Below are 26,801 nucleotides of genomic sequence, written 5' to 3'. Positions count from 1 at the left end.
AAAGTTTTCCTTTATAAAAATAGCCGTGCTAGTTAAATATTACGCCGTCTTGATTATAAATTAAGCGCTTGAACTAGATCCAGTCCAGGATAAGCTATGTCTAAAACTTCCGTTATGGAATGATAGCCACCTCCGACTATTTTACCGACGGCCGCAATGGCCAGTTCCTTTTCTTCGCTCTCTGTTAAAGTCTCAAATAGCGAGTATGCGCATACTAAAATACACGCAGTGGTTCCTGATATTGTTGCTATCAATGGCAGATCGTTGTCAAATGTTCGGTTAACGAATCGGGATTCAATATTTCTATTTCCATCTTCGCCGATTTCATGAGTAAAGGTTCTGAAGACCGGCCGAGTGTTGTTCAAAACTGGAACGGTCAGCTTGGTCTGGTCTTCCTTGCTTAATAGGTCAAACTCGTTTTTATCTACTATTCCCCTGTATTCCCTGGCTTCCGTGCGGATGATTGCAGAACGTCCGCGGTGTTCGAGTAAATGGGAAGGATAGTGTTTTGTGATCAAGGCTTTCGTCTCTTCTCCAACCGGAAGGAAGCCATAATTTTCAACCTCTAAGACTGCATGGTCGAAAATAAACGCACCAAATGCTCTTATTATTTCCATTTTCTTTGTAAAAGAGATGGGATCTATCCCAGACTTCAGGACTGTCAGCATTTCGGGTATGCCATGCTCAACTCTGCCAAACGCACCTTCTTCACTTGCCTTTGCTTCAAATAGGCTAATGAATTTATTTTCGTACTCGCCCTTTGGCCCAGAATGGATTTTGTTAATTATTTCAAAAATCGCGCTACAGATTTTTTCTACCGTTTGCGCACAACAGGCAGGGTTACGTATTATATGTGCAGCTATCAGCGATTCGGATTTTGCTTTTTGTTTGTTGTTGAAGTTTGTATCGTGTTGCAATATCCCCTGATGCTCCATCGTGTGCATAACGGGTGGGTCACTTTTATTTAGATATTTCATTGGGGTGGTTAAAAGTTTTTTCATTCGTGAAAGACGTTTGTGGGGCATTCCATCGTCTTTGCACGTTAGTCTTTTTAAGTTATCGGAAGATTGAGTTGTTTTAGTCATACGGGTTGCAAGTGTCGATGTTTCGATTTCTCGCCGAAAATTAACTAATGATGATGATGATGGTGGAGCAGCGGGTACGGTGCGCATATTTATACCTACACAAAGTTAGTTATTGGTGTGTCGTTTGTATATCAAGTGGGCAACATAATCGCCGTCGTAAATCGCTCAAATTTTGGGCAAACCTGTTGCCGTCGGCGATAACATAACCAACCTGTCAAACATAAGCTGCGTGATCATCTCGCTCAGGAGTCAATCAAAAAATGGACCGCTTCCAGGAAATGCAGGTCTTCGCCGCCGTCGCCCAAGCGCAAGGCTTCTCGGCAGCTGCGCGGCATTTGGGCATGTCCGCAGCCAGCGTCACTCGGGCTGTAGCCGCGCTGGAGAAGCGTATCGGCACGTCGCTGCTCACGCGCACCACTCGTAGCGTCCATCTGAGCGAAGCGGGCCAGCGTTACCTGGAAGATTGTCGGAGAATTCTCAGCGAGGTGCAGGAGGCCGAAGATTCGGCGGCAGGCAGTCATGCCCACCCTCGTGGGCAATTGACGATCACAGCCCCAGTGCTGTTCGGTGACCTTTTTGTCACGCCAATCATGGTGGCGTATCTGAACCGGTTTCCAGAGGTCAGCGTTAATGCCCTGCTGGTTGATCGAATCGTCAGCATGGTCGAAGAGGGTGTTGATGTCGCGGTGCGCATTGGTGAGCTTGCCGACAGTAACCAGCATGCGATTCGAGTGGGAGAAGTTCGCCGGGTGATTTGCGCCTCACCGGCATTCCTCGAAGCTAACGGCCGTCCACTGCATCCGCAGGATCTTGCCCGGCTACCGGTGATAGCGACATCTGCAACGGGTCAGCAGCGACAGTGGCCATTTCTCGACGGGGGTAACTCGCTTAGCGTTCGGCTGGAACCGCGGCTGATCGTGACGGCAAATCAGGCAGCAATCAGTGCAGCCTGTCTGGGGTTGGGGCTTACCCGGGTGTTGTCCTATCAGGTGGCAAGCCAGGTGGCGGCTGGTGAATTGGAAATTGTCCTCGCCCAGTACGAGCTACCGCCATTGCCCATCCATGTGGTCTATCAGGGCGGACGTAAAGCCGCCGCACGGGTTCGCAGCTTCGTGGACTTCACCGTACAGGCACTGCGTGACGATCCAGCCTTGCAGGACTAAACCTTTATTTCACTGGATGAAATAATGGATTGCATTGGGTGGTTATTCTGTTGTTTTGGCGACTGAAGGAAGATGGCTGCTATCGGCGCTGAATTTTCTACTGGCGCCTCTCCCTCGGAGACGACCATGCAACCGATCAAGCTCTATAACTTCCCACGTTCCGGCCATGCTCACCGCGCCGAATTGATGCTGTCCTTGCTGCAGCTGCCGACGGAGCTGATCTTCGTAGATCTGGCCAAGGGCGAGCACAAGCAGCCGGAATACCTTGCACTCAACCCCTTCGGGCAAGTCCCGGTACTGGATGATCAGGGCGTGGTCCTGGCTGATTCCAACGCGATTCTGGTGTACCTGGCGACGAAATACGGGGACGGTCGTTGGTTGCCAACCGATCCTGTGAAGGCTGCGAAGATTCAGCGCTGGCTCTCGGTCGCCGCTGGGCAAATTGCTTTTGGTCCCGCCCGGGCTCGATTGATCACGGTGTTCGGTGCGCCATACAACGCGGAAGAAGCCATCACTCGCGCTCACGACCTGCTCAAGGTTATGGATCACGAACTGGCCGATACGCCCTGGCTTGCCGGGAGCGAACCTACAATCGCCGACGTCGCTGCCTACAGCTACATTGCCCATGCGCCTGAAGGCAATGTGTCCCTCGATGATTACGCCAACGTGCGCACCTGGCTGGCCCGAGTCGAAGCCTTGCCCGGTTTTGTCGCTATGCCGCGCACCATCGCCGGTTTGCAAACCACTGCCTGATGCAGGGGAGATGCCCATATGGACCGTTCACCCTGGCACGCTGGCGAAAGACAGTTGCAGGCTCACGTCGGTGTCGCCGAGCGCATGGAGGCGTTCGGGCGTAAGGTCATTCGCCGTGAGATGCCGGACCAGCACCGCACGTTCTATCAGCAACTGCCGTTCATGCTGTACGGGACAGTCGATGCGCAAGGAAACCCTTGGGCCAGCATCCTTGAAGGGCCGCCAGGTTTCGCGCGTTCACCTGCGCCAGGCACGCTGCATTTCGACAGTGTTCCGGCTTCCGATGACCCTGCGCAGTTAGAGCCAGGCGCCGCAATTGGCCTGCTGGGCATTGAACTGCACACCCGACGCCGTAACCGCATTAACGGGCGTATCGATGCCATGACGGGCGACGGCTTTGATGTCATGGTCGACCAGTCTTTCGGCAATTGCCCGCAGTACATCCAACTGCGGCAGTTTCGATCGGTGCCGCTGGCGGACCCGGCGACGCTCACCGTTGAACATTTGAATGGTCTGGATGAAGCCGCAAAGGCCATGATCGCCAGCGCCGACACCTTCTTCGTTGCCAGTTACGTCGACGTCGATGGGGAGCGCTCGGTGGATGTTTCCCACCGCGGTGGCCAGGCTGGTTTCGTACAGGTACAAGGCAATCTTCTGACGATTCCGGATTTCGCCGGCAATCTGCACTTCAATACCCTGGGCAACCTGCTCCTCAATCCGCGAGCCGGTTTGCTGTTCATCGACTTCAATTCTGGAGATCTGCTGCACCTCAGCGGTCGCACCGAAATCATCCTGGAAGGCCCGCAGGTCGAGGCGTTTCAAGGGGCTGAACGCCTGTGGACATTCGAGGTTGAGCGCGTTGTGCGCAGGCCCGCCGCGCTGGCTTTGCGCTGGCGTTTTGACGGTGTTTCACCCAACAGTTTGATGACTGGCACCTGGGAGCAGGCTGCCGCAAGGCTACAAGCCCAGGCGCTGGGCGATCGTTGGCGGCCAATGCGGGTGGTACGGATCGAAGCGCAAAGCCACAACATCCGCTCGATCTATCTGGAGCCTGCCGACGGTGCCGGGCTTCCGGTGTTTCAGGCGGGGCAGCATTTGCCGCTGCGCTTCAACATTGAGGGACAAGTGCACATCCGCACCTACAGTCTTTCGAGCGCGCCGTCCGATGATTTCTTCCGCATCAGTGTGAAACGCGAAGGGCGGGTGTCGTCGCACCTGCATGAACAAGTGAACGTTGGCGATCTGTTGGAGGCTCGCACACCGCAGGGGCATTTCACGGTGGCGCCTCACGAGCGTCGACCGCTGGTGCTGTTGGCTGCCGGGGTAGGCATAACGCCATTGCTGTCGATGTTGCGTGAGGTGGTCTACCAAGGCCTGCGCACAAGGCACATTCGCCCTACGTGGTTGTTCCAGAGTTCACGCACCTTGGCCGACCTGCCTTTTCGTGCTGAGCTGGATCAGTTGCTCGAAGGTGCCGGCGATGCGGTACGGGTACTGCGTGTGCTCAGCCAACCCGAGGCAGGCGTGCAAGAGGGCGAAGATTTTGACCTGACGGGACGAATCGATACCGCGTTGATCAAGACCCTCCTTGAGGTGGAAGACTACGATCAGCTGGATTTTGTCCTCTGCGGTCCGGGCAGTTTTACTCAAGGTCTGTACGACAGCCTGCGCGATATGGACATTCGCGATGCCAGGATTCATGCCGAAACTTTCGGGCCCTCCACCTTGCGCCGTCAGCCAGACCCCGACGCATTGGTCATCGAGCAACCGCCGGCCGCGACCACTTCAGTTCCGGTGGTCTTCGAGCGCTCAGCCAAGGAAGCTCGTTGGCATCCTGACGGTGGCAGTTTGCTGGAGTTGGCGGAAAGCCGCGGGTTGCGCCCGGAATTCAGTTGCCGCGGTGGCTCATGCGGAACCTGCAAGACGCGGTTGATCAGCGGCCAGGTCAATTATCCACAGGTGCCTGCGGAGCTTCCGGATGACGGCGATGTGCTGATTTGTTGCGCTGTTCCTGCGCAAGGTTCGCAACCCTTGGTGCTCGATCTGTAACCCCCCCTAGGCCCCCTGTAGGAGCTGTCGAGGGAACCGAGGCTGCGATCTTTTGATTTTGTTTATTAAAGATCAAAAGATCGCAGCCTCGTTTCACTCGACAGCTCCTAAAGGTCCTAAAGGTCCTAAAGGTCCTACAGGTTCCACAATTTCCACAGACAAAAAAATCAAAATCAGGCATAGGCCAGTGTTTTTTCGGCCAACAATTCCTCATACAACGCCGCCCATTTACGGCCCATTTCATCGGCCGTGAACAACTGCCGATAGCGGGCTTGCGCCTTCACGCCCATTTGCGCGGCCAGTGTCGGGTTTTCCCAAAGCGTGCGCATCGCTTCCCGAAACGCCTGTGGATTACTCGGTGGCACGACGATCCCGGTTTCGTTGTTGATGTTGATGTAACTGGTGCCGGTGCCGATTTCACTGGAGATCATCGGCTTGCCGAACATCGCGCCTTCGAGCAGCGAGATACCAAACGCTTCGGATCGCAGGTGCGACGGGAACACCACCGCGTAACTCAACTCCAGCAGCGCCACTTTGTCTTCATCACCCAGGAAACCGAGGAAATGCAGATTCTTCAAGCCCAGCGCTTTGGCCTGTGCGTGCAGTTCTTTTTCCAGAGGGCCTGCGCCCACGATCACCACGGGATAATTCACGCCCTGCATGGCATCGAGCAGGATGTGCAGCCCTTTGTAGTAGCGCATCACGCCAACAAAGAGGAAGAACTTGTCTCCCAATTGTTTGCGCCAGCGTTCGGTGCGCGCGGAATCGGGCTGTGGATAACCTGCCTTGTCCAGGCCGTAGGTGATGACGCGGGTCTTTTCGCGGTAGTCCTTGAGCACATCACTGGTGTGAAAATAGTTGGGGGAGGCCGCGACAATTCGATCGGCGCTGTCCAGGAATCGACGCATCAACGGACGATAGAGTGTGAGCAGATGGCGTTGGCGAATGATGTCCGAGTGATAACTCACCACACAGGGCTTTTTGGTGGCGCTAAAAAAATGCACCAGGTCCATGAAGGGCCAAGGGAAGTGATAGTTGACCACATCGGCTTCTGCCGCCAACTCGCGGAACTGCTTGAACACGCTGTAGGAGAAACCGGTGGAGGCCAGTTGAAAATCCATCTTCGCCTGGTGAACCTGATGCTCGCGGATCTGTATAACGCCCGGCGCCGGGTTGTTGCTCAACGTTAGTACCGTGCTCTCCACACCGTGGCGAGCGCCACTTTCGCTCATCTGGAAGATGACTTGTTCGATACCGCCCATGGAATCGGGCAAGTAGGTTTTATAAAAGTGCAGAACACGCATATCAGTCTCCCAAAGCCTGGCGGTAAGCGCGGGCCGTGACATTCGCGCAACGCTCCCAGGAAAAAAGCTTCGCTCTTTGCAAACCCGCCTCGCGACAGGCTTGCCAATGCGCCGGGTCATCGATCAACCGGGTCATGGCATCGCGCAAGGTGTCCGGGTCGTCCGGTTCTATGTAATTGCCGGCGTCTGCGGCGACTTCCGGCATCGCCGAATGGCGCGTCAGAATCACCGGCGTGCCGCTGGCCATGGCTTCCAGCACCGGCAGGCCGAACCCCTCGTACAGGGAAGGGAAGACCAATGCCCGGGCGCCGGCCAACAGCTGCGCCAGATCCTCATCGGGCAAGTAGCCGAGCAAGCACACCTGGCCTGCGGCGAGGGATGCACGCAGCTCGTCATTGAATTGATCGCGTTGCCAGCCGGCCATTCCGGCGATCAGCAACGGGAAACGCTGGCGCACGGTTTCCGGAAGTCGGGCGTGGGCACGCAGGGCCAGTGTCAGGTTCTTGCGAGGCTCCAGCGTACCAACGCACAGAAAGTATTCCCGCGCCTCGACGCCGTGGGCCTTGAGTACTTGATTGATGGCCTCGGGCGCTCTTGGCCGAAACCGTGCCGCCACGCCCAGCGGTGCGACTACAAAGCGTTCTGCCGGCAGGCCGAAACAGGCCTGCGCTTCGTCGGCGACGTACTGCGAGTCCGTCAGAATCAGCTTGGCCCGCTGTACGCCATCGGTCAGCCGTCGTTCGATTTCTCGCAGACGTGCCGGTGGCTGGGTTTCGGGATAATGCAGGTGCGTCAGGTCATGCAGCGTGATGACCGTCGGGCCATTGAAGGCCAGCGGCCACAGACTCGGCTCGTGATAAAGGTCGATGCCCTGGGTTTGGTTCTGGTCGAAACGCCTTTGTTCCAGCCAGCGTCGCGCCTGGTAAGCCCCTGGGATTTGTCGCAGCAGCGGCGTCAGTCGCGAGTAACCCGGCATTGCCGAGTCGGGCAACACCGAACTCCAGCCCCAGCCGTGAAACAGCGCCAGTTCGATATCCGGTTCATGGACGAGGGCGTTCACCAGCTCGGCGACGTAATGGCCGATACCGGTGCGCGGGGCCTGCAGGATGCGGGCGTTAAGGGCAATTCGCATGCTGGCTCTCAGGCACTTTTGTTTCGGTGTGCAGGTTGCGTTCGATGCGCTCGACCAGTTGTGCGCTCGCCTCACGCCAGCTCAGCCACCGCCAGTTTTCAAGGCTGAGGGCCGCAGGAAACTCGCCGCTGCGCTCCATGCCTTCCACCAGGTCTGCGAGGCTCTGCGGGTCGGCGAGATCGAAGTACGCCATGTAGTCGCCGCCGATTTCGCGAAACACCGGAATGTCGCTGGCCATGGCTGGCAGACCTCGTTGCATGGCCTCCACCAGTGGCAATCCGAATCCTTCGACGTAGGAAGGGAACACCAGTGAAGTCGCGTGGGAATAGGCGTGCTCCAGGCTCTTGTCCGAGAGCCCGTTGAACATGAACAAGCGGCGGTTTAATTCGGGATGCTGGCGAATCCGGTCGACCAGCGCCTCGCACTTCCAGCCAATCTTCCCGACGATGCATAGCCGAGCCTTGGACCCGGCGGCCCAGGCGCGCTCGAACGCGTCCAGCAGGTACGCATGGTTTTTACGCGGCTCGATGGTGCTGACCATCAGAAACACCGGCTCGCGTGTCTTGAACATATTCAACAAGCCTTGATCGACGGCAGCGTGGGCGTCGCTCAGGTCGAGTTCGGAGCCGAGGTGGAAGTAATCAAACCAGCGTTGCTCGACCTGCGCGGTACCGACCCGACGGACCATTTCCTGGCGCACCTGATCGCGGATCGTGGTTGAGATCGCCACATAGCCATCGGCGGTGCGGGCGATCCAGTCGAACCATTCGTTGAACACCTTCACCAGCCCGGCATCGCAAAACTGCGGATGGGTCAGGGGAATCAGGTCGTAGATCACCGAAACGATGCCGACCCCGTCGCGCTTGAGCTGCTCGGCCAAGGGGAAAAAATTGGCATGCCAGGACGAATCCAGCAGCACCAGTTGATCACCGGCACGGTGCTGCAACGGCACGCAGCGCTCAGGGATTTTCTGGCCTTTCAGCGCCCGGTTGAGCAGGCGTATCGGCAGGCTCAAGCACGCAAATGCAGCGAGGCGGCAACCCACGTAAAGCACCCGACGGGCAAAATGCGATTCACTGAACGGGCGACGTCTTTCGAGGGTGCGGTGGCGCAGCCAGAACAGATTGGCCATCTGTTCGAGCTTCACCCGCAGCGCCATCAAGTCCATCTTTGGCGACTTCAACGGCGCCAGGCTTTTCACCTCGAACAGCGAGCCGTTGATCATCACTACCGGAATGCATTCGCGCCGGGCGTCTGCCGCTGGCAGTTGCTGAATGACGTTGCGCACGACCCGCTGAATGCCCGAGTTGGCGTCAGGGTGTTCAAAGACGTAGGTGCACTCCACCAGCAGTCGGGTCATTGCAGCACCTCAGAATCACTTTCGATGACCTTGTCGCTGGAGAGGGTGACGCTGGTCTGCGCTTCCAGCCACGAGCAGCCGACAAAGTCTTCCTGACGATTGTTGATCACGTGGAACACCAGCCCATAGTCGCGCCATTCAAAATTGCGGTCCAGGTGCGAGTCCAGACGCGACAGGCTCAAGGCCACCGAGTAATTACCCTTGCCCAAGCGCATGTCGAAGGCAAAACGGTAGGTCACACGCTCGCCCGCCTTCAGGTCGGTGAGCGCCTTGTCCACACGATGGGTGTTGATGCCATACATGGGTTGGCCGAGACGATCCTTGATCATGAAGCCGAGGATCAGCCGCTCGATGTCCTGGCGCACTTCGACCTGCACCTCCAGCACCATCGCGTGACCGACTTCTGCCACTTCTACCGAGCGGCCCTTCGGGTCGAGCAGGCGCACGCTGAGGATGCCGGCTTCACCCGTGCCCGAAATGGTTTGCACCTGCCCGTTGGCGAGCATCTCCTGACGAACCGTCTGGCCCTCGCGCTGGGCGAGCATGGCGTTGTAGTAATCCATCACTTCTTCGGGTTTGCCGCGCATGGCCATACGGCCGTTTTCCAGGAGGATGGCGGTGTCGCAGATCGACTGGATCGCCGAGCGGTCGTGGGACACGATCAGCAACGTGGTGCCGGCCTTGCGGAAGTTGCGGATGCGATCGAAGCTTTTGTGCTGGAAGTAGGCGTCGCCCACGGACAGCGCCTCGTCGACGATCAGGATGTCCGGGCGCCGTGCCGTGGCCACGCTAAAGGCCAGGCGCATCTGCATGCCGCTGGAGTAGGTACGAACCTGATGATCGATGGCTTCGCCGATCTCGGCAAAGCTTTCGATCTCCGGCATCAGCGCTTCGATTTCTTCTACCTGCATGCCGAGCAACTGTCCGGCCATGAAGGTGTTCTGGCGCCCGGTAAAGTCGGGGTGAAACCCCATGCCCAGCTCCAGCAGCGCCGCGACCCGACCTTTCAATTGGATCTCCCCGCAGGTCGGCTGGGTGGTGCCGGTGATCATCTTCAGCAAAGTACTTTTGCCCGCGCCGTTGACGCCAACGATGCCCACGGCCTCGCCGGGCTGGATCTCAAAATCGACGCCCTGCAAGACCCAGTGCAAGTGATGGCGGGTGCGGGAAAACGGCACCATCCATTCGAACAACCGGCTCCAGCGATTCGGGTATTGCTTGTAGGCCTTGCCCAGGCCACTGACGCGTATATGTCCCATCAGAGCTCATCCACCATTTCACCGACACGCTGGCGGAAAAGCCGCAGCCCCATCACACAGAACAACAGCCCGATGACCAGCAGCGGGATCAGGGAGTTCCAGTTTGGCCATTGGTTGTAGAGGAACAGGTTCTGATAGCTGTTCATCAGTGCCGTCATCGGGTTCAACCCGATCAAGCGCTGGATACCCGGTGGCAGGATCGACAATGGATAAACAATCGGTGTCAGCCAGAACCAGAACTGCAGGCAGATGCCGAAGAACTGCCCGACATCGCGAAAGAACACGTTGAGCACACCCAGAATCATCCCCAGTCCCGCAGCGAACATCACCTGCAGAATCAGCAGTGGCACAAGCGCCAGCAACGCCATGCCGGGCAGGCGTCCGCTGATCAGCAGAAAGCCGAGAAACAGACCCAGGATGATCGCGAAATTGATCCCCGCATTCATCAACACGATCACCGGCAGGCAGATGCGCGGGAAGCTGATTTTCTTCAACAGGTTGGCGTTTTCCAGAAACATGCTCTGGCTGCGCGTGGTGATCTCGGCGAACAGGCCCCAGGTCAGCAGGCCGGCGCACAGGTAGACGCTGTAGGCCAACCCGTCATCCACACCCGGCAACCGGGCGCGCATGATGGTGGAAAAGATGACCGTGTAGACCACAATCATCGACAGCGGGTTGAGCACGGTCCACAAGGCACCGAACAGGGAGTTGCGATACCGCGCCTGAAACTCTCTTTTGACGCTGCCGAGGATAAATCCCCGGTAACTCCACAACGATTGGTAAAGATTACGCAGCATTCATACCGTCCGGCCGTATTGATCTTCGAAGCGGACGATGTCGTCCTCTCCCAGGTATTCGCCGCTTTGCACTTCGATGATCACCAGGTCGATCACGCCAGGGTTTTCCAGGCGATGCTTGTGACCCGCGGCAATAAACGTCGATTCGTTCTTGGCCACCAGATGGGTGCCGGTACCGTTGTTGGTGACCTTGGCCATCCCTTCGACCACCACCCAGTGTTCATTGCGGTGATGGTGCATTTGCAATGACAGCTTGGCGCCAGGCTTGACCACGATCCGCTTGATCTTGAAGCGCGGGCCTTCCTCGAGCACGGTGTAAGTGCCCCATGGCCGGCTGACCGTGCGGTGCAGCCGATAGGCTTCGTGCTTTTTATCCTTGAGCTGCTTGGCCACCCGGCGCACGTCCTGGGCACGGTCGGCGTGGGCGACCAGAACCGCGTCGGCGGTGTCGATGATGATCAGGTTTTCCACACCCACAGCGGCCACCAACCGGTCTTCGCTCTGGACGAAGTTGTGGTGGCTGTCGATGAAAATGGCTTCGCCGGCGGCGCGGTTATTTTGCGCATCTGCCGGCACCAGCGCAGCGACGGCGCCCCAGGAGCCAATGTCGCTCCAGTCGAAACGGGCGGGCACCACGACCACTTTCTCGGAGCGCTCCATCAACGCGTAGTCGATGGAAATATCCATGATCTCGGCGAACAACGTAGGCGACAGTTCCTGTTGCAGGCTTGAGCTGGTTTCCACCGGCACGCTGGCGGCCATGCAGGTTTTTGTCTGTTCCAGCAACGCGGGGGCGTGAATCTCGAGTTCGGCAAGCAGGGTGGCGACCGAGAAGCAGAACATCCCGGAGTTCCACAGGAAGTTGCCGCTTTCCAGATAATGGGTCGCGGTTTGCAGGTCCGGTTTCTCGACGAAGCGTTGCACGGTGGCGGCGTCTTTTTCGTCCAGTACGGCCCCTGTCTCTATGTAGCCGAAGCCGGTTTCCGGTGCGGTCGGCACCACACCGAAAGTCACCAGATGCCCGGATCTGGCCAACGCCACGGCATGTTCGACGGCGAGCTTGAAGGCTTCTTCATCGACGATCAGGTGGTCGGCGGGCATGACCAGCATGATCGCTTCGTCACCGTGCAGCGCCTGCAGGGAGAGGGCGGCCGCGGCGATTGCCGGGGCGGTGTTGCGGCCTGTGGGTTCGAGCAGAAAGTGCCCGCGATGCCGGCCGAGTTGTGCATCCTGATAGTGATCCTTGGTCTGGAAGTAATAGTCACGGTTGGTCACCGTGACGATATCGCCCCAGCCGTCGAGCAGGCTGGCTGCGCGCCGATAGGTCTTGCCCAGCAAGGATTGGCCGTCGGGCAGTGTCATGAAGGGCTTGGGGTGGCCTTCACGAGAGACTGGCCACAGCCGGGTACCTGCACCACCGGAAAGAATCACGGGTATCAGCATGGCCTACTCCTTGGCGACGCGCTTCATGTCCGCATCCATCATCATGCGGATCAAGGTATCCAGGTCGGTTTTTGGTTTCCAGCCAAGCACACGCTGGGCTTTGGCCGGGTTACCGAGCAGTACTTCGACTTCGGCCGGGCGGAAGAACGCTGGGTCGATTTTCACGAAGTCACGGTAGTTCAGGTCGACGTGCTCGAAGGCGATCCGACACATTTCACGCACGGTGGTGGTCACGCCGGTGGCGACCACGAAGTCGTCGGGCTTGTCCTGTTGCAGCATCAGCCACATGGCTTCGACGTAATCGCCGGCAAAACCCCAGTCGCGCTTGGCGTCGATGTTGCCCAGGCTCAGTTCCTGCTGCTTGCCCTGCTTGATGCGAGCGGCCGCGTCGGTGACCTTGCGGGTGACGAACTCGATGCCGCGCAGGGGCGACTCGTGGTTGAACAGGATGCCGCTGCTGGCGTGCAGGTTGAAGCTCTCGCGGTAGTTCACCGTGATCCAGTGGCCGTACAGCTTGGCAACGCCGTAAGGGCTGCGAGGGTAGAACGGTGTGTTTTCGTCCTGCCGTTCTGCCTGGATCAGACCGAACATTTCGCTGGTGGAGGCTTGATAGAAACGTGTGTGCGGGCTGAACTGGCGGATCGCTTCGAGCAGATGGGTGACACCCAAACCATCGACGATGCCGGTAGTGACGGGTTGATCCCAGGAGGCGGCGACAAAGCTCTGCGCTGCCAGGTTGTACACCTCGTCCGGGGCCGACTTGATAACCGCACGCTGCACCGAGCAGGCATCGGCCATGTCACCGTCCAGGTAAACGATATCGGCCTCGACCCCCATCTCACGCAAACGCCAGCGCGAATCGCTGCTGCGACGCGCTACCAGGCCATGGACTTTATATCCCTTGTCCAGCAGCAGTCTGGCCAGATAAGCGCCGTCCTGGCCGGTGATCCCTGTGATCAGTGCACTTTTTGTCATTCTTGTCTTACCCGTTTCTCCCAGTCGGACAGGATCGCCCGCAGGGTTTGTTGTGTTGTGATTTCAGGCGCCCATCCCGTGGTCTGGACGAGCCTGGCAGGGCTGCCGCACACCCGACGCTGATCCGCGCGGCGAAGTCGTGCAGGGTCTTGAATCAGTTGAATGTCGACCTGGGCAAGGTCGCCCAATTGTTCGATCAAGCTGCGGATGCTTTGCTCACGGCCCGAGCAAATGTTGTAGACCTGCCCCGGAGTGCCTTTTTCCAGCAGCGCCAGGTAGGCCGACACCACATCGCCCACGTCGAGAAAATCGCGGGTGACGTCGATGTCGCCGACTTCCAGTTGCGGGGCCTGCAAGCCTTGCTTGATCCGGTTGATCTGGCGTGCGGCGCTGGCGATGACGAAGCTGTCCTTCTGGCCTGTCCCGATGTGGTTGAACGGGCGGGCGACCAGTACTGGCCAGCCTTCGCTCAAGCCCCATTGCAGGCTCAGGAACTCCGCCGACAGTTTGCTCACGGCATAAGGGTTGCGGGGGCAGGGTGGTTGCAGTTCGGTGATCGGCAGTTGGTTTTCACTGACCTGACCATAGACATCACCGGAGCTGACGTACAGAAATGTGCCGGTGAAGCCTCGGGCCTTGAGAGCCTGGAGCAGGTTGAGCGTGCCCAGCAGGTTGATGTTCAGCGTGCGTGCAGGATCACGAAACGCTTCGGGAACGAAGGTCTGTCCAGCGAGGTGAATAACCGCATCGGGCATTTGTGGCCACAAGCCTTCGAGGCTTGCGGGCTCGCTGAGATCGTATCGGGAAGGGACGGACAGAAGCTCCCAATCCGAGGTATCCGCCAGCAGACGCGATCGGATGTGTTGTCCTACGAATCCAGTCAGACCCGTAACGAACAGACGCTTTTTCAAACAGCAGCCCCTTGGTCATACATTTCGGCCATTCCCCATTGGCTATGCGGAGATGTCTGCAGGACCGTGTGGCTTCCTTGGTCCAAAGACAGGCGAAATGATTTGTTGTAGTTGTTTGGTAGCCAATCTGTGCCAATTGCGCGGCAATTTCAACAAGTCCATCCGTGACCGGTCAGTTCTCGTTAGCGTAGCCCTATTTATTCTCGCCGGGCGGTTCACGAATCCTCAACGGATGTGTTTAGAATGCCCCTCGCCACGATTATCCAGAGTTCGGTAACGCCGCTCTGAAACGGCGAGAAATTGACCACTAAAACAAGAACGAAGGCGGGCACGAAGACGATGGACGAGGACAGCAATGCTGGCCCGATCCGTGGCTTCACCGTCATAGCGTGAGGTTGCCGGGATGGCGATTTCACCGTGGGATGCCATGAATTTCATTCTTTACTCCGACGTCAACGACAGCTCCATCACCCAGAGTCTCGGCCGGCCGGAATACAGTTATTACTTTGTGCTCAAGGCCTATCGACCGCTGTTCGAAAGCCTGGGGCAGGTTCATGTCGTGTCGTCCCCCGCCGATGTCGATCCGCTGTTCCGACAGCTGCAACAGGCCGGTCAGGACAGCCTGTTCATTTCGTTCTCTCCACCGCACAAGACCCCGACCGATCTGCAATGCCCGATGGTGTGCGTGGTCGCCTGGGAGTTCGACAGCATACCTGCCGAGTACTGGGACAACGATCCGCGCCACGACTGGAGCCAGACCTTGGCGCGTCTGGGCCGGGTCATCACCTTGTCCACCCATACCGCCCAAGCCATCCGCCGAACCCTGGGTGAAGACTTTCCGGTGCTGGTGTTGCCCACGCCGTTGTGGGAACGCTTCGCCGATATCCGTCAGCAGTATCCGGGTACGCCGATCAATCCTGGCACCACGTTGCAAATCAAGGGCTGCATCCTCGATAGCCATTCAATGGGCTTGTCCGCCGATGGCCTGATTGCGCCGGTTGTCGACGCACCGCTACCGGAAATCGTAGAGCCGGAGCCGGAGCCAGAACTAGAACCAGAAGTTGAGCCTGAGCCTGAGCCTCCGGCACCGCCCCCACTCACCGTACGCCGGCGTCTGTTCATCACCCGCCACTACGTGCGTGAAGCCTACCGGGCGCTGTCGGCCGAGAGTGAGCACCCGGTGCCGTACCTGCTCAAACACAACCTGCTGATGTGGTACCGCGAAGCTGTTCGCGATCTGGTCCCTGATGCCGTACGCCCTGTTTTGGCCAGGTTTCGGACGCCGCCACCACCGCAGCAACCGCCTGATCCGGAACCCTTGGAAGCACCGATCATCGAGGCGCTCGAAACGCCGGAAGAGACGTTGCCTGCTGCCAGTGAAGTGGTCGACATCGAGGTCAGTGGCGTCGTCTATGTCAGCGTGTTCAACCCGGATGACGGCCGCAAGAACTGGCACCACCTGATCACTGCATTCTGCTGGGCGCTACGAGATGCAGAAGACGCCACGCTCGTGCTGAAAATGACCCACAACGATCTGTCGACCTATTACGTCGAACTCATGACCTTGCTTTCGCGGCTGTCCCCGTTTGCCTGCCGCGTGGTGGTCATGCACGGGTTTCTGCAGGACGAGGAATTTGCCCGGCTCTATGGCGCGGCGAGTTTCTACGTCAACGCTTCACGCTGCGAAGGCCTGTGCCTGCCATTGATGGAATTCATGTCCTGCGCCCGACCCGTGATCGCGCCGAATCACACGGCAATGCGCGATTACATCGACGACCGCGTGGCCTTCGTTGTCAAGTCCAGCCAGGAGCCAACGATCTGGCCGGAAGATGCACGCATCCTCTATCGCACCTTGCGCCATCGCCCGGACTGGGGCTCATTGAAAATCGCTTACGAGGACAGCTATGCCATGGCCAAGCATCGGCCAGAGGCCTGGCACGCGATGGCTGAAGCCGCCAATGAACGTATGCGCGACTACTGTAGTTTCGCTCCCGTGCAGCAGCGTCTGGCGCAGTTTTTCAGCAAGCCGACTGCAAGCGAAATCACCCCGACGGTTGCCGAAACGGGGACTGCATCATGCTGATCATCATTCATTCGGAAACCAACAAGAGCAATATTCAGCAGAACCTGGGCCGGCCCGAATACAGCTATTACTTCGTCCTCAAGGAGTTTCGGCCGGTGCTGGAGCGATTGGGCCAGGTGATCGAAGTCAGCAACCCGGACGAGCTGGTTGACCGGTTGTATTTCGATTGCCAAAGCAGGGGCGAGGACTGCGTGTTCTTGTCTTTCTCGCCGCCGCACCGCACACCGACTCACTATGCCTGCCCGACGATTCCCGTGTTCGCCTGGGAGTTCAGCACCATTCCCACCGAGAGCTGGCAGGGAGAACCCCGGCATGACTGGCGAGTGGTGTTGGCGTCCAGCGGCATGGCCATCACCCATTCAAGTTACACAGTCAACGCTGTCCGAAATGCGATGGGACCTGGCTACCCGATCAGCGCCATTGCGGCGCCAGTCTGGGACCGCTTCGCAGCGCTGGGCGAGCAACTGGAAAAGCGCCCGGTCGCGCAGAGCATCCGTCTGAACCTGCGCGGGTTGCTGATCGACAGTCGCACCGCAGACGTTCGGCCTTACGGACCTGAACGCTTGCGCGAGGGCACCCCCATCGTTTTCGACGGACCGCCGTGTGACCATGAACTGGTGCTTGAGGGTGTGATCTACACCTCGGTGTTCAATCCGTATGACGGGCGCAAGAACTGGAAGGACATGATCAGCGCGTTCTGCACCACGTTCCGCGATACGCCTGATGCCACTCTGGTCCTCAAGCTCACTCACCATGACATCGCCGACGCGCTGAACGACATGCTGCACCACGTGTACAAAAATCAGTCCTATCAGTGCCGCATCGTGCTGATCCATGGCTATCTGGCAGATGTCGATTACGAACGTCTGGTCGAGGCCACCAGCTATGTCGTCAATTGTTCCTACGGTGAAGGGCAATGTTTGCCGCTGATGGAATTCATGTCCTGCGGCAAACCGGCAATCGCCCCTCTGAACACTGCCATGGCCGACTACGTCGACAGCGAGAATGCGTTCATTGTCGACTCCACCGACGAGCTGACCGCCTGGCCTCACGATCCCCGTGTGGCGTATCGCACCTTGCGTTACGTCACTGACTGGGACTCGCTGTGTTCGGCCTATCGCGTCAGCTACGACGTCGCCAAACACGACGTCGAACGTTATGAAAGGATGTCGGCCCACGCGGTCCAAAGGCTGGAGGGTTTTTGCAGTCAGGCCAGTGCAGAACTGCGTCTGAAGGCGTTTCTGGAACAGCTGCTGGAGCATCGCAAATCGCTTACCTCAGACGTGTCCGGCGCATGATTCGGCGTCTGCTGGCAAGGTGGCGACCCGCGCCGCCGGCGCCGTTGCCCGTGTCAATTCCCGACAGTCCTGTGTCGCCCCGTGACGTCGGTTTGCACGATGCAATGCTCGATGGCTGGTTTCTCGGTGACAACGGCGAACTGCTCAAGGGCTTTGCCATTACCGCCGATGACACCTTGCTGGATGTCGGTTGCGGCGAAGGCGTGGCGACGTTGTTTGCGGTGCGCCAGGGCGCGTCGGTGATTTTCACCGACAGTGAACACGACAAGGTTCGTGACCTGGCTCGGCAAGTGGAGGCGCAATCGGACAAACCGAATCTTGGCCTCGTCAGTAACAGTTTGCCGTTGCCGCTGGCCGACGGTTGCGCGAGCAAAGTGGTGTGCATGGAAGTGCTTGAGCACATCGATCAGCCAGAACCTTTCATGGCGGAACTGGTGCGGATGGGCCGGCCCGGTGCGCTGTACTTGCTAAGTGTGCCGGCGCCGGTGGGTGAGCATCTGCAAAAGGGCATCGCCCCGGCCAGCTACTACCAGTCACCCAACCATGTGCAGATTTTTACCCCCGAGCGGTTCGCTGCCCTGGTCGAAGAGGCCGGCCTGGTGATCGAGCATCGTCAGGCCACCGGGTTTTTCTGGGTCATGGGCATGATCTTTTTCTGGGCCAGTGAACGGGCAGCCGGACGTGATTTGGGAGGTGCCGTGCGTGACCGTATTCAGGCGCCGTATCCACCGCTGATGGAGAGCTGGGCGAAGACCTGGCAAGACCTCCTGGTGCAACCCAACGGGCTGGCCATCAAGCAGATGCTCGATGAGTTCATGCCCAAGAGTCAGGTGATCATCGCTCGCAAGCCACTGGCGACCCAGACTTCGTCCAGGAGGACGTCATGAGCAGCGAAAGACGCATCATGGACATCGAGCTGCTGCGCGGTATTGCGGTGCTGGGCGTGTTGTTTCATCACCTGCAGGACAGTCTGTTTGCCGCCAGCGTACCGCTGCTGCAAGCCATCACCCTGTACGCCCAGCCTTGGTGGGGCGTCGATCTGTTTTTCGCTATTTCGGGCTTCGTCATCGCGCGCAGCCTGATACCGGCATTGCAGGGTTGCAGCACCCGTCAGGAGTACTGGCAGCAGACGCGTAATTTCTGGCTGCGACGGGCGTTTCGCTTGCTGCCGTCGGCGTGGCTGTGGCTGGCGCTGATGTTGCTGGCGTGTATTTTTCTCAACCGCTCCGGTGCGTTCGGCACTTTGCAGGCGAACCTGCAGGCGACGTTGGCGGGTGTCGCGCAGTACGCCAATTTCCGTTTCGCCGACAGCTTCTACCACTACGAATACGGCACCAGTTTTGTGTACTGGAGCCTGTCCCTGGAAGAGCAGTTCTACTTGCTGTTCCCGTTGCTGATTCTGGTGTGCCGCAAGCATCTGGTCTGGGCGTTACTTGTCTTGGTCGCTGTGCAGCTGTTCACCTTGCGCACGCCAATATTGATGGTGGTCCGAACCGACGCTTTAGCCCTCGGCGTGCTGTTGGCGATGTGGAGTTCGCAGCCGTCATACCTGCGCTGGGAACCGGCATTTCTGCGTCGTCCGTGGGCCGGATTGTCGGCGTTGATAGGGGTGTCGCTGGCGCTCAATTTCATGGCCACCGACCGTTTCACTTTCACCAGTTATCGCATCGGTGTGATTGCGCTGTTGTGTGCGCTGCTGGTGTGGATCGCCTCCTACAATCGCGATTACCTGATGCCTCGCGGGCTGTTCAAGAACCTGATGACGTGGGTCGGTAGCCGCTCTTACGGGATCTACCTGATCCACATTCCGGCTTACCTGCTGGTGCGTGAAGTGATCTTCCGTTTGCAGGAAGCGAACCTGCCGAGCCCGGCGGGCCATCCCTTTTTGACGTTACTGATCGCGTTCGGCCTGATCGCGCTGTTGAGCGAACTCAACTATCGATTCGTCGAAATGCCCATGCGTAACAGAGGCGCCTCGCTGGTGCAGCGCTTGAGCCTGTCCCGAACCGCCGTCCCTTCCTCTGGAGCTACCTCATGCTGAGCCTTTTAAAGAAACTCACGGCGGGTACGCCCGCTCCCGTGCCACCGGTTGTGGCGCCCGTCGTGCCCGCACCGGGGAAGGTCGATCCGTACATGCTCGGCTTGCACGACGCGATGCTCAGTGGCTGGTTCAATCAGGAAACCGGCGAGCTGTTCACCGGTTTCCCGGTGACGCCCGAGGACACCTTGCTGGACGTTGGCTGCGGTGACGGCGGCAACGTGCACTTCTGCGCAATGCGCGGGGCAAAGATCATCATCGCGGACATCGACGCGTCCAAGGTCGAAGCAACACGCCAGCGGCTGAGTGATACGCCCGCCCGGGGTGTTGAGTGCCATGTCACCGACTGCAACCCACTGCGGATCGCTGACGAAACCGCCACGCGCGTCGTGTCGACTGAGGTCATCGAGCATGTGGACGATCCAGCGCAGTTCCTCGCAGAGCTGGTGCGAGTCGGCAAGCCGGGCGCGCTGTACCTGCTCAGCTGTCCGCACCCAAGCTCTGAAGACCTGCAGAAAGACATTGCCGCCCCTGAGTATTTCCAGAAGCCCAACCACATTCGCATCATCAGCGAAGACCAGTTCAAAACCATGGTCAGCGACGCGGGGCTGGAGGTGATCAGCCACAGCCAGTACGGGTTTTACTGGTCAATGTGGATGCTGTTGTTCTGGGAAGCCAAGGTTGATTTCAGCAACGCTGACCATCCGCTGCTCAATCACTGGGCCGATACCTGGCAGGCCATCCTTGCCTCGCCAAGGGGTGCGCAGATCAAACAGGCACTGGATGCCGTAGTAGCGAAAAGTCAGGTGATCATTGCGCGTAAGCCCTTGGGAGAAAACCTGTAGCAGCCTGCTCGTTTCAATGCGCGATGAATCACTTGTAGCAGCTGCCGAAGGCTGCGTTCGAGTGCGCAGCAGTCGTCAATTTCAAGTATCGCGAGATCCCTTTAAACTGAGCATCAAGATTCGCGACTGCTGCGCAGCCTTCGGCAGCTGCTACAGAATCACATTTGCTCAAGGTGTTTTATGTTTTCCCGCGTGCGCCCATGGGCAATTTTATTTTCGGTGCTGTTGCTCAATGGCTGCGAACAACCCGAAGCACCGCCGCTCGATCAGCAACTCTATGTCTGGCAGCGCCAATGGACACCGGCACAAGAAATCGCGTTGAGAGACAGCCGCGCAGATTTTTCCACCCTGCGCGTGTTGGCATTGCAGGCATTCCCTCAAGCAGGCTGGAGCCGGGCGCGAATCGATCCTGCTTTGCTCAAACGGGACGCCAGACCGCTGATTGCGGTCATTCGTCTCGATGGTCAACTCAGGTCACTCGACCCGACCGAAATCAACGCGCAGATTTTGCAGTTGCTCAACGATTGGCAAGGGCAGGGGCTGACCGTCACCGGCGTGGAAATTGACCACGATGCGGGCAACGCTCGTCTTCCGGACTATCGTAAATTTCTGACTGATTTGCGCAGCGCGTTGCCTCCATCTTTGCCGCTAAGCATGACCGCTTTGCCAGCCTGGCTCGACAGCCCTGAGTTGCCGGCCCTCTTGGCGACTGTGGACAGTAGCGTGTTGCAAGTGCACGCGGTGAGCGACCCGCAACGTGGATTGTTCCACGTGGAACAGACCAAAAAATGGGTCGAGAAATGGAGCCGTGTGACGTCGAAGCCGTTTTATCTCGCACTTCCCGCCTATGGCGTTGCTTTGCTGCCGCAGACCATGGGTGCGCCGATTGTGGAAAGTGAAGTAACCATTGAGCGAGCCGGGGAGCGCCGAGAGTTGATGGCTGATCCTCGACAGCTCGGCGAGCTCGCTCGTGATTTACGTGAAGATCCGCCCGCGCATCTGGCGGGCCTGATCTGGTTCCGATTGCCGCTGGCAAACGACCGCCGTGCCTGGAGCCTGACGACCTTGGGCGCCGTGGCTCGGGGTGAGGCATTAGAACGTCGCCTAACGATCGAACTCTCCACGCAAGAAGGTCTCAATGACATCAGCGTGATCAACCAGGGCAATCTCGACGGAGCCTGGCCCTCGCGTGTAACGCTTGCCGTGAAAAACTGTGAAGGTGCCGATGCGCTGGCAGGTTATGCGTTGCAACAGACTCCGGATGTGCTTACCTTCACGCGCCTGAGCGAGGGTCGCATACTCGCTGGCGAACAACGCGCCATCGGTTGGGCTCGTTGCGCAAAGATTGATCAAGGAGCTTCAAATGTTCACCCGTAACTGGCCCCGTCATCTCATGTGCCTGAGTCTTGGCTTACAGCTGGGTTCAGCACTGGCCTGCGGGCCGGACTTTCCGATGCGCCTGCTCGACAACCGTGCCCAGACGTTGGCGGAGCTGCCGGAAGGTAATTTCCGCTTCGAGATCAGCCGCCTCGGGCATGCCATTGCCGGGCTCAAGAACGTGACTGCGGCCACCATCACCCCTGATGTCGGCTACGGCGATGGGGCAGACTTTGTAGATCAACGGAGCCAAGCCGAGCTGGCGGGTTTGACCGAAGACCAGCAGGCATTGGTGAAACAGCTTCGCGGGCTGACCGATGCGCATCAGGTCGAAATGCAGGGTGCGAACTTACCGGTCGAACTGAGGTTGTATCTGGCAGGCGCTGCAGCGTTCAACGCCGGGGACTTCCCGCTCGCGACCGAATATTTCCATAAAGTGCTGGCGCTTCCAGCGGATCAAAGGGCATTGCGCAGCACCTGGGCCGCGTACTCGTTGGGCCGCGCACTGTTCGCGATGAGCGCCGATACGGACGCGGCCTCAGAGCTTCTGTCTCAGGCTCGTGAGGCGTTCCAGCAGGCCCGACAGTTAAGCATCGACGGCTTCAGCGATCCTCTGGAATTGGGCGTTGCCAGCCTCGGCGAAGAAGCTCGTGTGGCTCGAACGGCGGGCGACTGGAACAGCGCCATCGAGCTGTATGCCACGCAGAGTCTTCATGGATCGCCGGTGGGCTACAGCTCATTGAAACAGCTGACCGCCGAACTGGCCGCGATGCCCAAAGGACCATTAGCGCAGTTGCTCACGGAAAAACCGGTGCAGCAACTGGTGACCGCGTCATTGATCAGTCGTCTGGGTTGGTCATTTGGTGATCAGCCGCCCAATGAACTGAAACTGATCAAACTGCTGCAAAACAGCACGCGAGGCAGCCTGGAAAACGCTGATCGGCTGGCGGCTGTCAATTATCAGCAAGGCGATTACGCCAGCGCCAAAGCGTTTCTCGAGCACGCAGGGGACGGAGGATTAGCATGGTGGCTACGGGCGAAACTGGCACTGCGCGATGGGGATAAGGTCGCTGCCTCCGCAGCGTATGCAAAGGCGGCTCAGGCATTCCCGCAAACCGAATCCTGGGGGGGTCGACGCACGCCGGAGTTCGACTATGAAACATTGCAGCCGAAATGTCGGGTCGAGGGTGAAAGCGCGATTCTGGCCTTGCAGCGCGGTGATTATCTGCAGGCGTTCGATCAGCTCTATCGCAGCGGTGATATTTACTGGCTCGACGCCGCCACCGTGGCTGAGCGCGTGTTGACCGTCGACGAACTCAAACAGTACGTCGATACCAAAGTCCCGGTGCCGAAAGCATTCAGTCAGCAGGATCTTATTGACTATGCGGCGACCTCTTCCGGTCAGGAAGACAGCGATGTCGCGCCTCTGTCGGTCTCAGCAAAGTTGCGTAACCTGCTGGGGCGCCGTTTGCTGCGGGAAGGGCGCTACGACGAAGCGCCAGCGTATTTCGACAGCATCAAGTTGTACGCCCCAGCCAAGTGGTACGCAGAGTTACGCAACGATGCCGAATCGAAGTGGTGGCCAACCAAGCGGGCCTTTGCTTATTTTCATGCCGCCCAACTCGCTCGTTATAACGGCATGGAGTTACTGGGCTACGAAATGTCCCCGGATTACGCGACCTTTGGCGGCAATTACAGCCTTGAAAGTAGTGAGCTGGACGTTGGCCCGTTGGTGGCTCAAGAGGAAGTGAACCGTCAGCAAGCCAGCGTCGCACAACCCGATAAGCGCTATCACTACCGCTACGTCGCCAATGCGCTGGCCAGTCGAGCCGCCGACCATTTGCCTCATACGAGCCAGGCCTTCGCGGCGGTACTGTGCGCGGCGACTGGGTGGAATTCCGATCCGGAAGAAAAAAAGGCCTTCTATCAACGTTACGTTAAAGAAGGGCCCTATGTGCAATGGGCGGTGTTCTTCGGTGAAAGTTGCCCTTATCCAGATTTCGAGAAGGCCGACAGACGTTACGTGACCCAGGCATTAAGTCCGGTTCGCGCCACGCTTCGGCCCTACAAGAAATGGCTGGAGATGGGTGGGGTCGTCGCGTTTACCGCGCTGGCTCTGGTGCTGATCAATCGCCGCAAACGCAAGGCGCGAGCTTGATCACGCTTGCTGAACAAAGGTGAGTCGCACCGCGAAGCCAATCAGCAAACTGCCAAACAACCATTGCTGCAAGCGTTGAGCCGAAGGACTGCGTTGCAACCATCGGCCCATCGCAGCGCCTACCAGCGCGTACGCGCTGTCGAACAACAAGCCGACACTGACCAGCATCACGCCGAGTACCGCGAACTGCGCGAGCACCGACCCGGCGTGAGGGTCGATGAATTGCGGCAACAGTACCGAGCAAAACAGCAGTGCCTTGGGGTTCAGCAGGTTAGTGAGTAACCCTCGCTGAATCGCCTCACGCCACCGCGTCTTTGCGGGTGCCGTTGCGCCGCTGTCGAGGTTTGGCAGCAGGGTGGTTCGCAAGCATTGGATACCAATCCACAAGAGATACGCAGCGCCCGCCAGTCGCACTACATCAAACGTCCAAGGCGCTGCCTTGAACAGCACCGCCAGCCCCAACGCCGCCAGCGCCACATGGCAACCTCGGGCGATGCCCAAGCCTACAGCGGTCGCCAGTGCAGCAGATCTGCCCTGTCGCGCACCGGTTTGCAAAAGCAGAATCATGTCCGGCCCCGGTAGCAAATACACAACCGCCAACGCCATGAAAAACAGCCAGAGTCCATCCATGTCGCACCCGTTCGTCGTCGATTTTGGTAGGGACAGTCTAGGATGCAAGGGTGGGGCAGGTGGTTGCGATGTTTGCTTCTAATGCATTCTGTATTGGCATAATCTGCTACATATTTCCGCTCAAGCCATCGGAATCTGCCAAATATGAAACTGGATGCCTACGACCGTAAGATTCTCGCAGCGCTGCAACGAGACGGCCGATTGAGTAACGTGCAACTGGCTGACGAAATCGGGTTGTCCGCATCGCCGTGTTTACGGCGCGTGCGGATGCTCGAAGAGGCGGGTGTCATTCGCGGTTACCAGGCCAATCTGGACCGTGACGAAGTCGGACTGGGCCTGACGGTGTTCGTTGGGGTCAAGGTTGAGCGTCACAATGATGAACAGGCCGAAGCGTTTCGAGTGGCTGTAACGGCGCTGCCCGAGGTGATTTCGGCGTTTCTTGTGTCGGGGGAATCGGATTTTCTGCTGCAAGTCGTGGTGCCGGATCTGCGAGGTTATGACCGGTTCCTGACGGGGAGCTTGTTGAAATTGCCCGGTGTAAGTGACATTCGCAGCAACTTTGCGATTCACACCGTCAAGGCGCCAGGCGCGTTGCCATTGGAGCATTTGCCGCTGTAGACCGAGTTGCTGCCATCGCGAGCAAGCAACTCTCAAATTCTCACAGATCCATCTGTAGGAGTGAGCCTGCTCGCGATGGGGGCCAAACAGGCAACACATATCTTTCGGTAAACCATCACATCTGCGTCGCCATCCCCTCCACATTCATTGCCGCCTGCCGTAACGCCTCAGAGCGTGTCGGGTGTGGATGACAGGTCAGGGCGATGTCCTCCGCCGACGCGCTGAACTCCATCGCCACGCAGTACTCGCCAATCATTTCACTGACACTCGGGCCGACCAGGTGCACGCCGAGAATTTCGTCGGTTCGCTCGTCAGCCAACACTTTGGCGAAGCCTTCGGTTTCATGGTTGATCTTCGCCCGGCTGTTGGCGGTGAAAGGAAATTTGCCGACCTTGTACGCACGGCCTTCAGCCTTCAATTGCTCTTCGGTTTTACCGACGCTCGCCAGCTCAGGCCGGGTGTAGATCACGTTAGGAATCAGGTTGTAATTGACTTCGCCAGCCTTGCCGACGATTTGCTCGACGCAGGCCATGGCTTCGTCCTCGGCCTTGTGCGCGAGCATCGGCCCGGAGGTCACGTCACCGATCACCCAGATCCCGGCGGCTTCCGTGCGGTGGCCCTTGTTCTCGAGCATGCCGCGTTTATCGGTCGCCAGGCCTACATTCTCCAGGCCCAGGCCTTCAGTGAAGGGTCTGCGCCCAATGGACACCAACACATAATCGGCTTCCAGCAACTCGGCAGTGCCACCTGCCGAGGGTTCAACGCTGAGTTGCACGCCGTTCGCTGAAGTAGTCGCGCTGACGACTTTCGAGCTCAACTTGAAGCTGATGCCTTGTTTGCTCAATGAACGTTGCAGTGTTTTTCCTGCCTCGGCATCCACACCGGGACAGATGCGATCGAGGAATTCGATGACCGTCACCTGCGCACCCAGCCGACGCCAGACTGAACCCAGCTCAAGGCCAATCACGCCGGCGCCGATCACCACCAGATGCTTAGGCACTTCGGCCAGTGACAACGCACCCGTGGAATCGAGGATGCGTTGATTGTCGATGGTGACGCCCGGCAGGGGAGTGGGCTCGGACCCGGTGGCAATGATGATGTCCTTGGCACTCAGTTCGGTTTTGCCTCCGGCGCTGTCAGTCACCGTGACCTTGCCCGGTCCGTCGATATGCCCCCAGCCTTTGATCCAGTCGACTTTGTTCTTGCGAAAGAGAAACTCGATGCCCTTGGTCAGCCCGGTCACGCTTTCATCCTTCTGCTTCATCATCTGGGCGAGGTTGAGGACGGGTTTGACCTCGATACCCAGGTTGGCGAATTCCGATCCCACGGCCGCTTCGTAGAGTTCAGAGGCATGTAGTAGCGCCTTGGAGGGCATGCAGCCGACATTCAGGCAGGTACCGCCGAGTGTGGCGCGGCCTTCAACACAGGCAGCTTTCAGGCCCAATTGGCCGGCGCGGATTGCTGCGTTATAGCCACCGGGGCCACCGCCGAGAATCACGACGTCATAAGTGCTCATGTTGTAC

Annotated in this window: 22 protein-coding genes; 11 read left to right on the top strand and 11 right to left on the bottom strand. The window is 58.4% G+C overall.

Annotation, left to right across the window (positions count from 1 at the left end; genetic code table 11):
- Positions 1-53: 53 nt before the first annotated feature.
- Positions 54-1,172 carry a hypothetical protein gene (locus ACA063_RS29130; RefSeq protein ID WP_497664296.1) on the bottom strand — a complete coding sequence of 373 codons (1,119 nt, stop codon included), beginning with the start codon at positions 1,170-1,172 and terminating at the stop codon, positions 54-56.
- Between the two features lie 173 nt (positions 1,173-1,345).
- Between ACA063_RS29130 and ACA063_RS29125 the strand changes: the two genes are divergently transcribed.
- From ACA063_RS29125 to ACA063_RS29115, 3 genes are all read left to right on the top strand, one after another.
- Positions 1,346-2,248 (top strand): LysR family transcriptional regulator, encoded by a 903-nt coding sequence (locus ACA063_RS29125; protein ID WP_497664295.1) that lies wholly within the window; start codon positions 1,346-1,348, stop codon positions 2,246-2,248.
- A 126-nt stretch (positions 2,249-2,374) separates the two neighbouring features.
- A complete protein-coding gene (locus ACA063_RS29120; RefSeq protein WP_497664294.1) occupies positions 2,375-3,001 on the top strand; it encodes a glutathione S-transferase family protein in 627 nt (208 codons plus the stop codon).
- Between the two features lie 18 nt (positions 3,002-3,019).
- Entirely contained in the window at positions 3,020-5,050 is a 2,031-nt protein-coding gene (locus tag ACA063_RS29115) for a pyridoxamine 5'-phosphate oxidase family protein (protein ID WP_497664293.1), read from the top strand.
- 173 nt (positions 5,051-5,223) lie between these two features.
- Here the strand turns inward: ACA063_RS29115 and ACA063_RS29110 are convergent, their stop codons facing one another.
- From ACA063_RS29110 to ACA063_RS29075, 8 genes are read right to left on the bottom strand one after another with little or no spacing between them, the layout of a single operon-like run.
- Positions 5,224-6,354, bottom strand: a complete 1,131-nt coding sequence (locus ACA063_RS29110; RefSeq protein ID WP_497664292.1) for a glycosyltransferase family 4 protein — start codon at positions 6,352-6,354, stop codon at positions 5,224-5,226.
- 1 nt (position 6,355) lies between these two features.
- A complete protein-coding gene (locus tag ACA063_RS29105; protein ID WP_497664291.1) occupies positions 6,356-7,486 on the bottom strand; it encodes a glycosyltransferase family 4 protein in 1,131 nt (376 codons plus the stop codon).
- On the bottom strand, positions 7,470-8,846 hold the full coding sequence (locus ACA063_RS29100) for a glycosyltransferase family 4 protein (protein WP_497664290.1): 1,377 nt from the start codon (positions 8,844-8,846) through the stop codon (positions 7,470-7,472). Before ACA063_RS29100 ends, ACA063_RS29105 begins: the two co-directional genes overlap by 17 nt.
- Complete coding sequence (locus ACA063_RS29095; RefSeq protein WP_497664289.1) at positions 8,843-10,105, bottom strand: ABC transporter ATP-binding protein; 1,263 nt, start codon at positions 10,103-10,105, stop codon at positions 8,843-8,845. The genes ACA063_RS29100 and ACA063_RS29095 overlap by 4 nt, the downstream gene beginning before the upstream one ends.
- Positions 10,105-10,902, bottom strand: a complete 798-nt coding sequence (locus ACA063_RS29090; protein ID WP_162437625.1) for an ABC transporter permease — start codon at positions 10,900-10,902, stop codon at positions 10,105-10,107. Before ACA063_RS29090 ends, ACA063_RS29095 begins: the two co-directional genes overlap by 1 nt.
- Entirely contained in the window at positions 10,903-12,345 is a 1,443-nt protein-coding gene (locus tag ACA063_RS29085) for a mannose-1-phosphate guanylyltransferase/mannose-6-phosphate isomerase (protein WP_497664288.1), read from the bottom strand.
- A 3-nt stretch (positions 12,346-12,348) separates the two neighbouring features.
- Positions 12,349-13,320 carry a GDP-mannose 4,6-dehydratase gene (gene gmd, locus ACA063_RS29080; RefSeq protein WP_497664287.1) on the bottom strand — a complete coding sequence of 324 codons (972 nt, stop codon included), beginning with the start codon at positions 13,318-13,320 and terminating at the stop codon, positions 12,349-12,351.
- A complete protein-coding gene (locus tag ACA063_RS29075) occupies positions 13,317-14,231 on the bottom strand; it encodes a GDP-mannose 4,6-dehydratase (protein ID WP_497664286.1) in 915 nt (304 codons plus the stop codon). Before ACA063_RS29075 ends, gmd begins: the two co-directional genes overlap by 4 nt.
- Positions 14,232-14,658: 427 nt before the next feature.
- Between ACA063_RS29075 and ACA063_RS29070 the strand changes: the two genes are divergently transcribed.
- From ACA063_RS29070 to ACA063_RS29040, 7 genes are all read left to right on the top strand, one after another.
- Positions 14,659-16,314 carry a glycosyltransferase gene (locus tag ACA063_RS29070; protein WP_497666597.1) on the top strand — a complete coding sequence of 552 codons (1,656 nt, stop codon included), beginning with the start codon at positions 14,659-14,661 and terminating at the stop codon, positions 16,312-16,314.
- Positions 16,308-17,612: a glycosyltransferase gene (locus ACA063_RS29065; protein WP_497664285.1), complete on the top strand. Its 1,305-nt coding sequence runs from the start codon at positions 16,308-16,310 to the stop codon at positions 17,610-17,612. The genes ACA063_RS29070 and ACA063_RS29065 overlap by 7 nt, the downstream gene beginning before the upstream one ends.
- Positions 17,609-18,499: a class I SAM-dependent methyltransferase gene (locus ACA063_RS29060; RefSeq protein ID WP_497664284.1), complete on the top strand. Its 891-nt coding sequence runs from the start codon at positions 17,609-17,611 to the stop codon at positions 18,497-18,499. Before ACA063_RS29065 ends, ACA063_RS29060 begins: the two co-directional genes overlap by 4 nt.
- A complete protein-coding gene (locus ACA063_RS29055) occupies positions 18,496-19,653 on the top strand; it encodes an acyltransferase family protein (RefSeq protein WP_497664283.1) in 1,158 nt (385 codons plus the stop codon). Before ACA063_RS29060 ends, ACA063_RS29055 begins: the two co-directional genes overlap by 4 nt.
- Positions 19,647-20,495, top strand: a complete 849-nt coding sequence (locus ACA063_RS29050; RefSeq protein ID WP_497664282.1) for a class I SAM-dependent methyltransferase — start codon at positions 19,647-19,649, stop codon at positions 20,493-20,495. Before ACA063_RS29055 ends, ACA063_RS29050 begins: the two co-directional genes overlap by 7 nt.
- Before the next feature lie 180 nt (positions 20,496-20,675).
- A complete protein-coding gene (locus ACA063_RS29045) occupies positions 20,676-21,872 on the top strand; it encodes a DUF3142 domain-containing protein (RefSeq protein ID WP_497664281.1) in 1,197 nt (398 codons plus the stop codon).
- Positions 21,859-24,030 carry a hypothetical protein gene (locus ACA063_RS29040; protein WP_497664280.1) on the top strand — a complete coding sequence of 724 codons (2,172 nt, stop codon included), beginning with the start codon at positions 21,859-21,861 and terminating at the stop codon, positions 24,028-24,030. The genes ACA063_RS29045 and ACA063_RS29040 overlap by 14 nt, the downstream gene beginning before the upstream one ends.
- Here ACA063_RS29040 and ACA063_RS29035 read toward each other — a convergent pair whose 3' ends face one another.
- On the bottom strand, positions 24,031-24,660 hold the full coding sequence (locus tag ACA063_RS29035; RefSeq protein WP_497664279.1) for a LysE family translocator: 630 nt from the start codon (positions 24,658-24,660) through the stop codon (positions 24,031-24,033). It lies immediately after the preceding gene.
- Between the two features lie 144 nt (positions 24,661-24,804).
- Here ACA063_RS29035 and ACA063_RS29030 point away from each other — a divergent pair, with 144 nt between their 5' ends.
- Positions 24,805-25,278 carry an Lrp/AsnC family transcriptional regulator gene (locus tag ACA063_RS29030; protein WP_497664278.1) on the top strand — a complete coding sequence of 158 codons (474 nt, stop codon included), beginning with the start codon at positions 24,805-24,807 and terminating at the stop codon, positions 25,276-25,278.
- A 115-nt stretch (positions 25,279-25,393) separates the two neighbouring features.
- Here ACA063_RS29030 and lpdA read toward each other — a convergent pair whose 3' ends face one another.
- Positions 25,394-26,794 carry a dihydrolipoyl dehydrogenase gene (gene lpdA / locus ACA063_RS29025; RefSeq protein WP_497664277.1) on the bottom strand — a complete coding sequence of 467 codons (1,401 nt, stop codon included), beginning with the start codon at positions 26,792-26,794 and terminating at the stop codon, positions 25,394-25,396.
- Positions 26,795-26,801 lie beyond the last annotated feature (7 nt).

It is taken from the genome of Pseudomonas sp. LBUM1643, assembly GCF_059716215.1.
Note: the sequence above shows the minus strand (reverse complement) of the source record. Positions and strands in the feature narration are given on the sequence as shown.

Excerpts from the sequence above, each read along its gene's own strand:
- ACA063_RS29130 (WP_497664296.1), bottom strand. The coding sequence starts at position 1,172 with ATGCGCACCGTACCCGCTGCTCCACCATCATCATCATCATTAGTTAAT.
- gmd (WP_497664287.1), bottom strand. The coding sequence starts at position 13,320 with ATGACAAAAAGTGCACTGATCACAGGGATCACCGGCCAGGACGGCGCT.
- ACA063_RS29105 (WP_497664291.1), bottom strand. The coding sequence starts at position 7,486 with ATGCGAATTGCCCTTAACGCCCGCATCCTGCAGGCCCCGCGCACCGGT.
- ACA063_RS29040 (WP_497664280.1), top strand. The coding sequence starts at position 21,859 with ATGTTCACCCGTAACTGGCCCCGTCATCTCATGTGCCTGAGTCTTGGC.
- ACA063_RS29100 (WP_497664290.1), bottom strand. The coding sequence starts at position 8,846 with ATGACCCGACTGCTGGTGGAGTGCACCTACGTCTTTGAACACCCTGAC.
- ACA063_RS29090 (WP_162437625.1), bottom strand. The coding sequence starts at position 10,902 with ATGCTGCGTAATCTTTACCAATCGTTGTGGAGTTACCGGGGATTTATC.
- ACA063_RS29060 (WP_497664284.1), top strand. The coding sequence starts at position 17,609 with ATGATTCGGCGTCTGCTGGCAAGGTGGCGACCCGCGCCGCCGGCGCCG.
- ACA063_RS29085 (WP_497664288.1), bottom strand. The coding sequence starts at position 12,345 with ATGCTGATACCCGTGATTCTTTCCGGTGGTGCAGGTACCCGGCTGTGG.
- ACA063_RS29095 (WP_497664289.1), bottom strand. The coding sequence starts at position 10,105 with ATGGGACATATACGCGTCAGTGGCCTGGGCAAGGCCTACAAGCAATAC.
- ACA063_RS29110 (WP_497664292.1), bottom strand. The coding sequence starts at position 6,354 with ATGCGTGTTCTGCACTTTTATAAAACCTACTTGCCCGATTCCATGGGC.
- ACA063_RS29115 (WP_497664293.1), top strand. The coding sequence starts at position 3,020 with ATGGACCGTTCACCCTGGCACGCTGGCGAAAGACAGTTGCAGGCTCAC.
- ACA063_RS29125 (WP_497664295.1), top strand. The coding sequence starts at position 1,346 with ATGGACCGCTTCCAGGAAATGCAGGTCTTCGCCGCCGTCGCCCAAGCG.
- ACA063_RS29070 (WP_497666597.1), top strand. The coding sequence starts at position 14,659 with ATGAATTTCATTCTTTACTCCGACGTCAACGACAGCTCCATCACCCAG.
- ACA063_RS29065 (WP_497664285.1), top strand. The coding sequence starts at position 16,308 with ATGCTGATCATCATTCATTCGGAAACCAACAAGAGCAATATTCAGCAG.
- lpdA (WP_497664277.1), bottom strand. The coding sequence starts at position 26,794 with ATGAGCACTTATGACGTCGTGATTCTCGGCGGTGGCCCCGGTGGCTAT.
- ACA063_RS29045 (WP_497664281.1), top strand. The coding sequence starts at position 20,676 with ATGTTTTCCCGCGTGCGCCCATGGGCAATTTTATTTTCGGTGCTGTTG.
- ACA063_RS29035 (WP_497664279.1), bottom strand. The coding sequence starts at position 24,660 with ATGGATGGACTCTGGCTGTTTTTCATGGCGTTGGCGGTTGTGTATTTG.
- ACA063_RS29050 (WP_497664282.1), top strand. The coding sequence starts at position 19,647 with ATGCTGAGCCTTTTAAAGAAACTCACGGCGGGTACGCCCGCTCCCGTG.
- ACA063_RS29120 (WP_497664294.1), top strand. The coding sequence starts at position 2,375 with ATGCAACCGATCAAGCTCTATAACTTCCCACGTTCCGGCCATGCTCAC.
- ACA063_RS29030 (WP_497664278.1), top strand. The coding sequence starts at position 24,805 with ATGAAACTGGATGCCTACGACCGTAAGATTCTCGCAGCGCTGCAACGA.
- ACA063_RS29055 (WP_497664283.1), top strand. The coding sequence starts at position 18,496 with ATGAGCAGCGAAAGACGCATCATGGACATCGAGCTGCTGCGCGGTATT.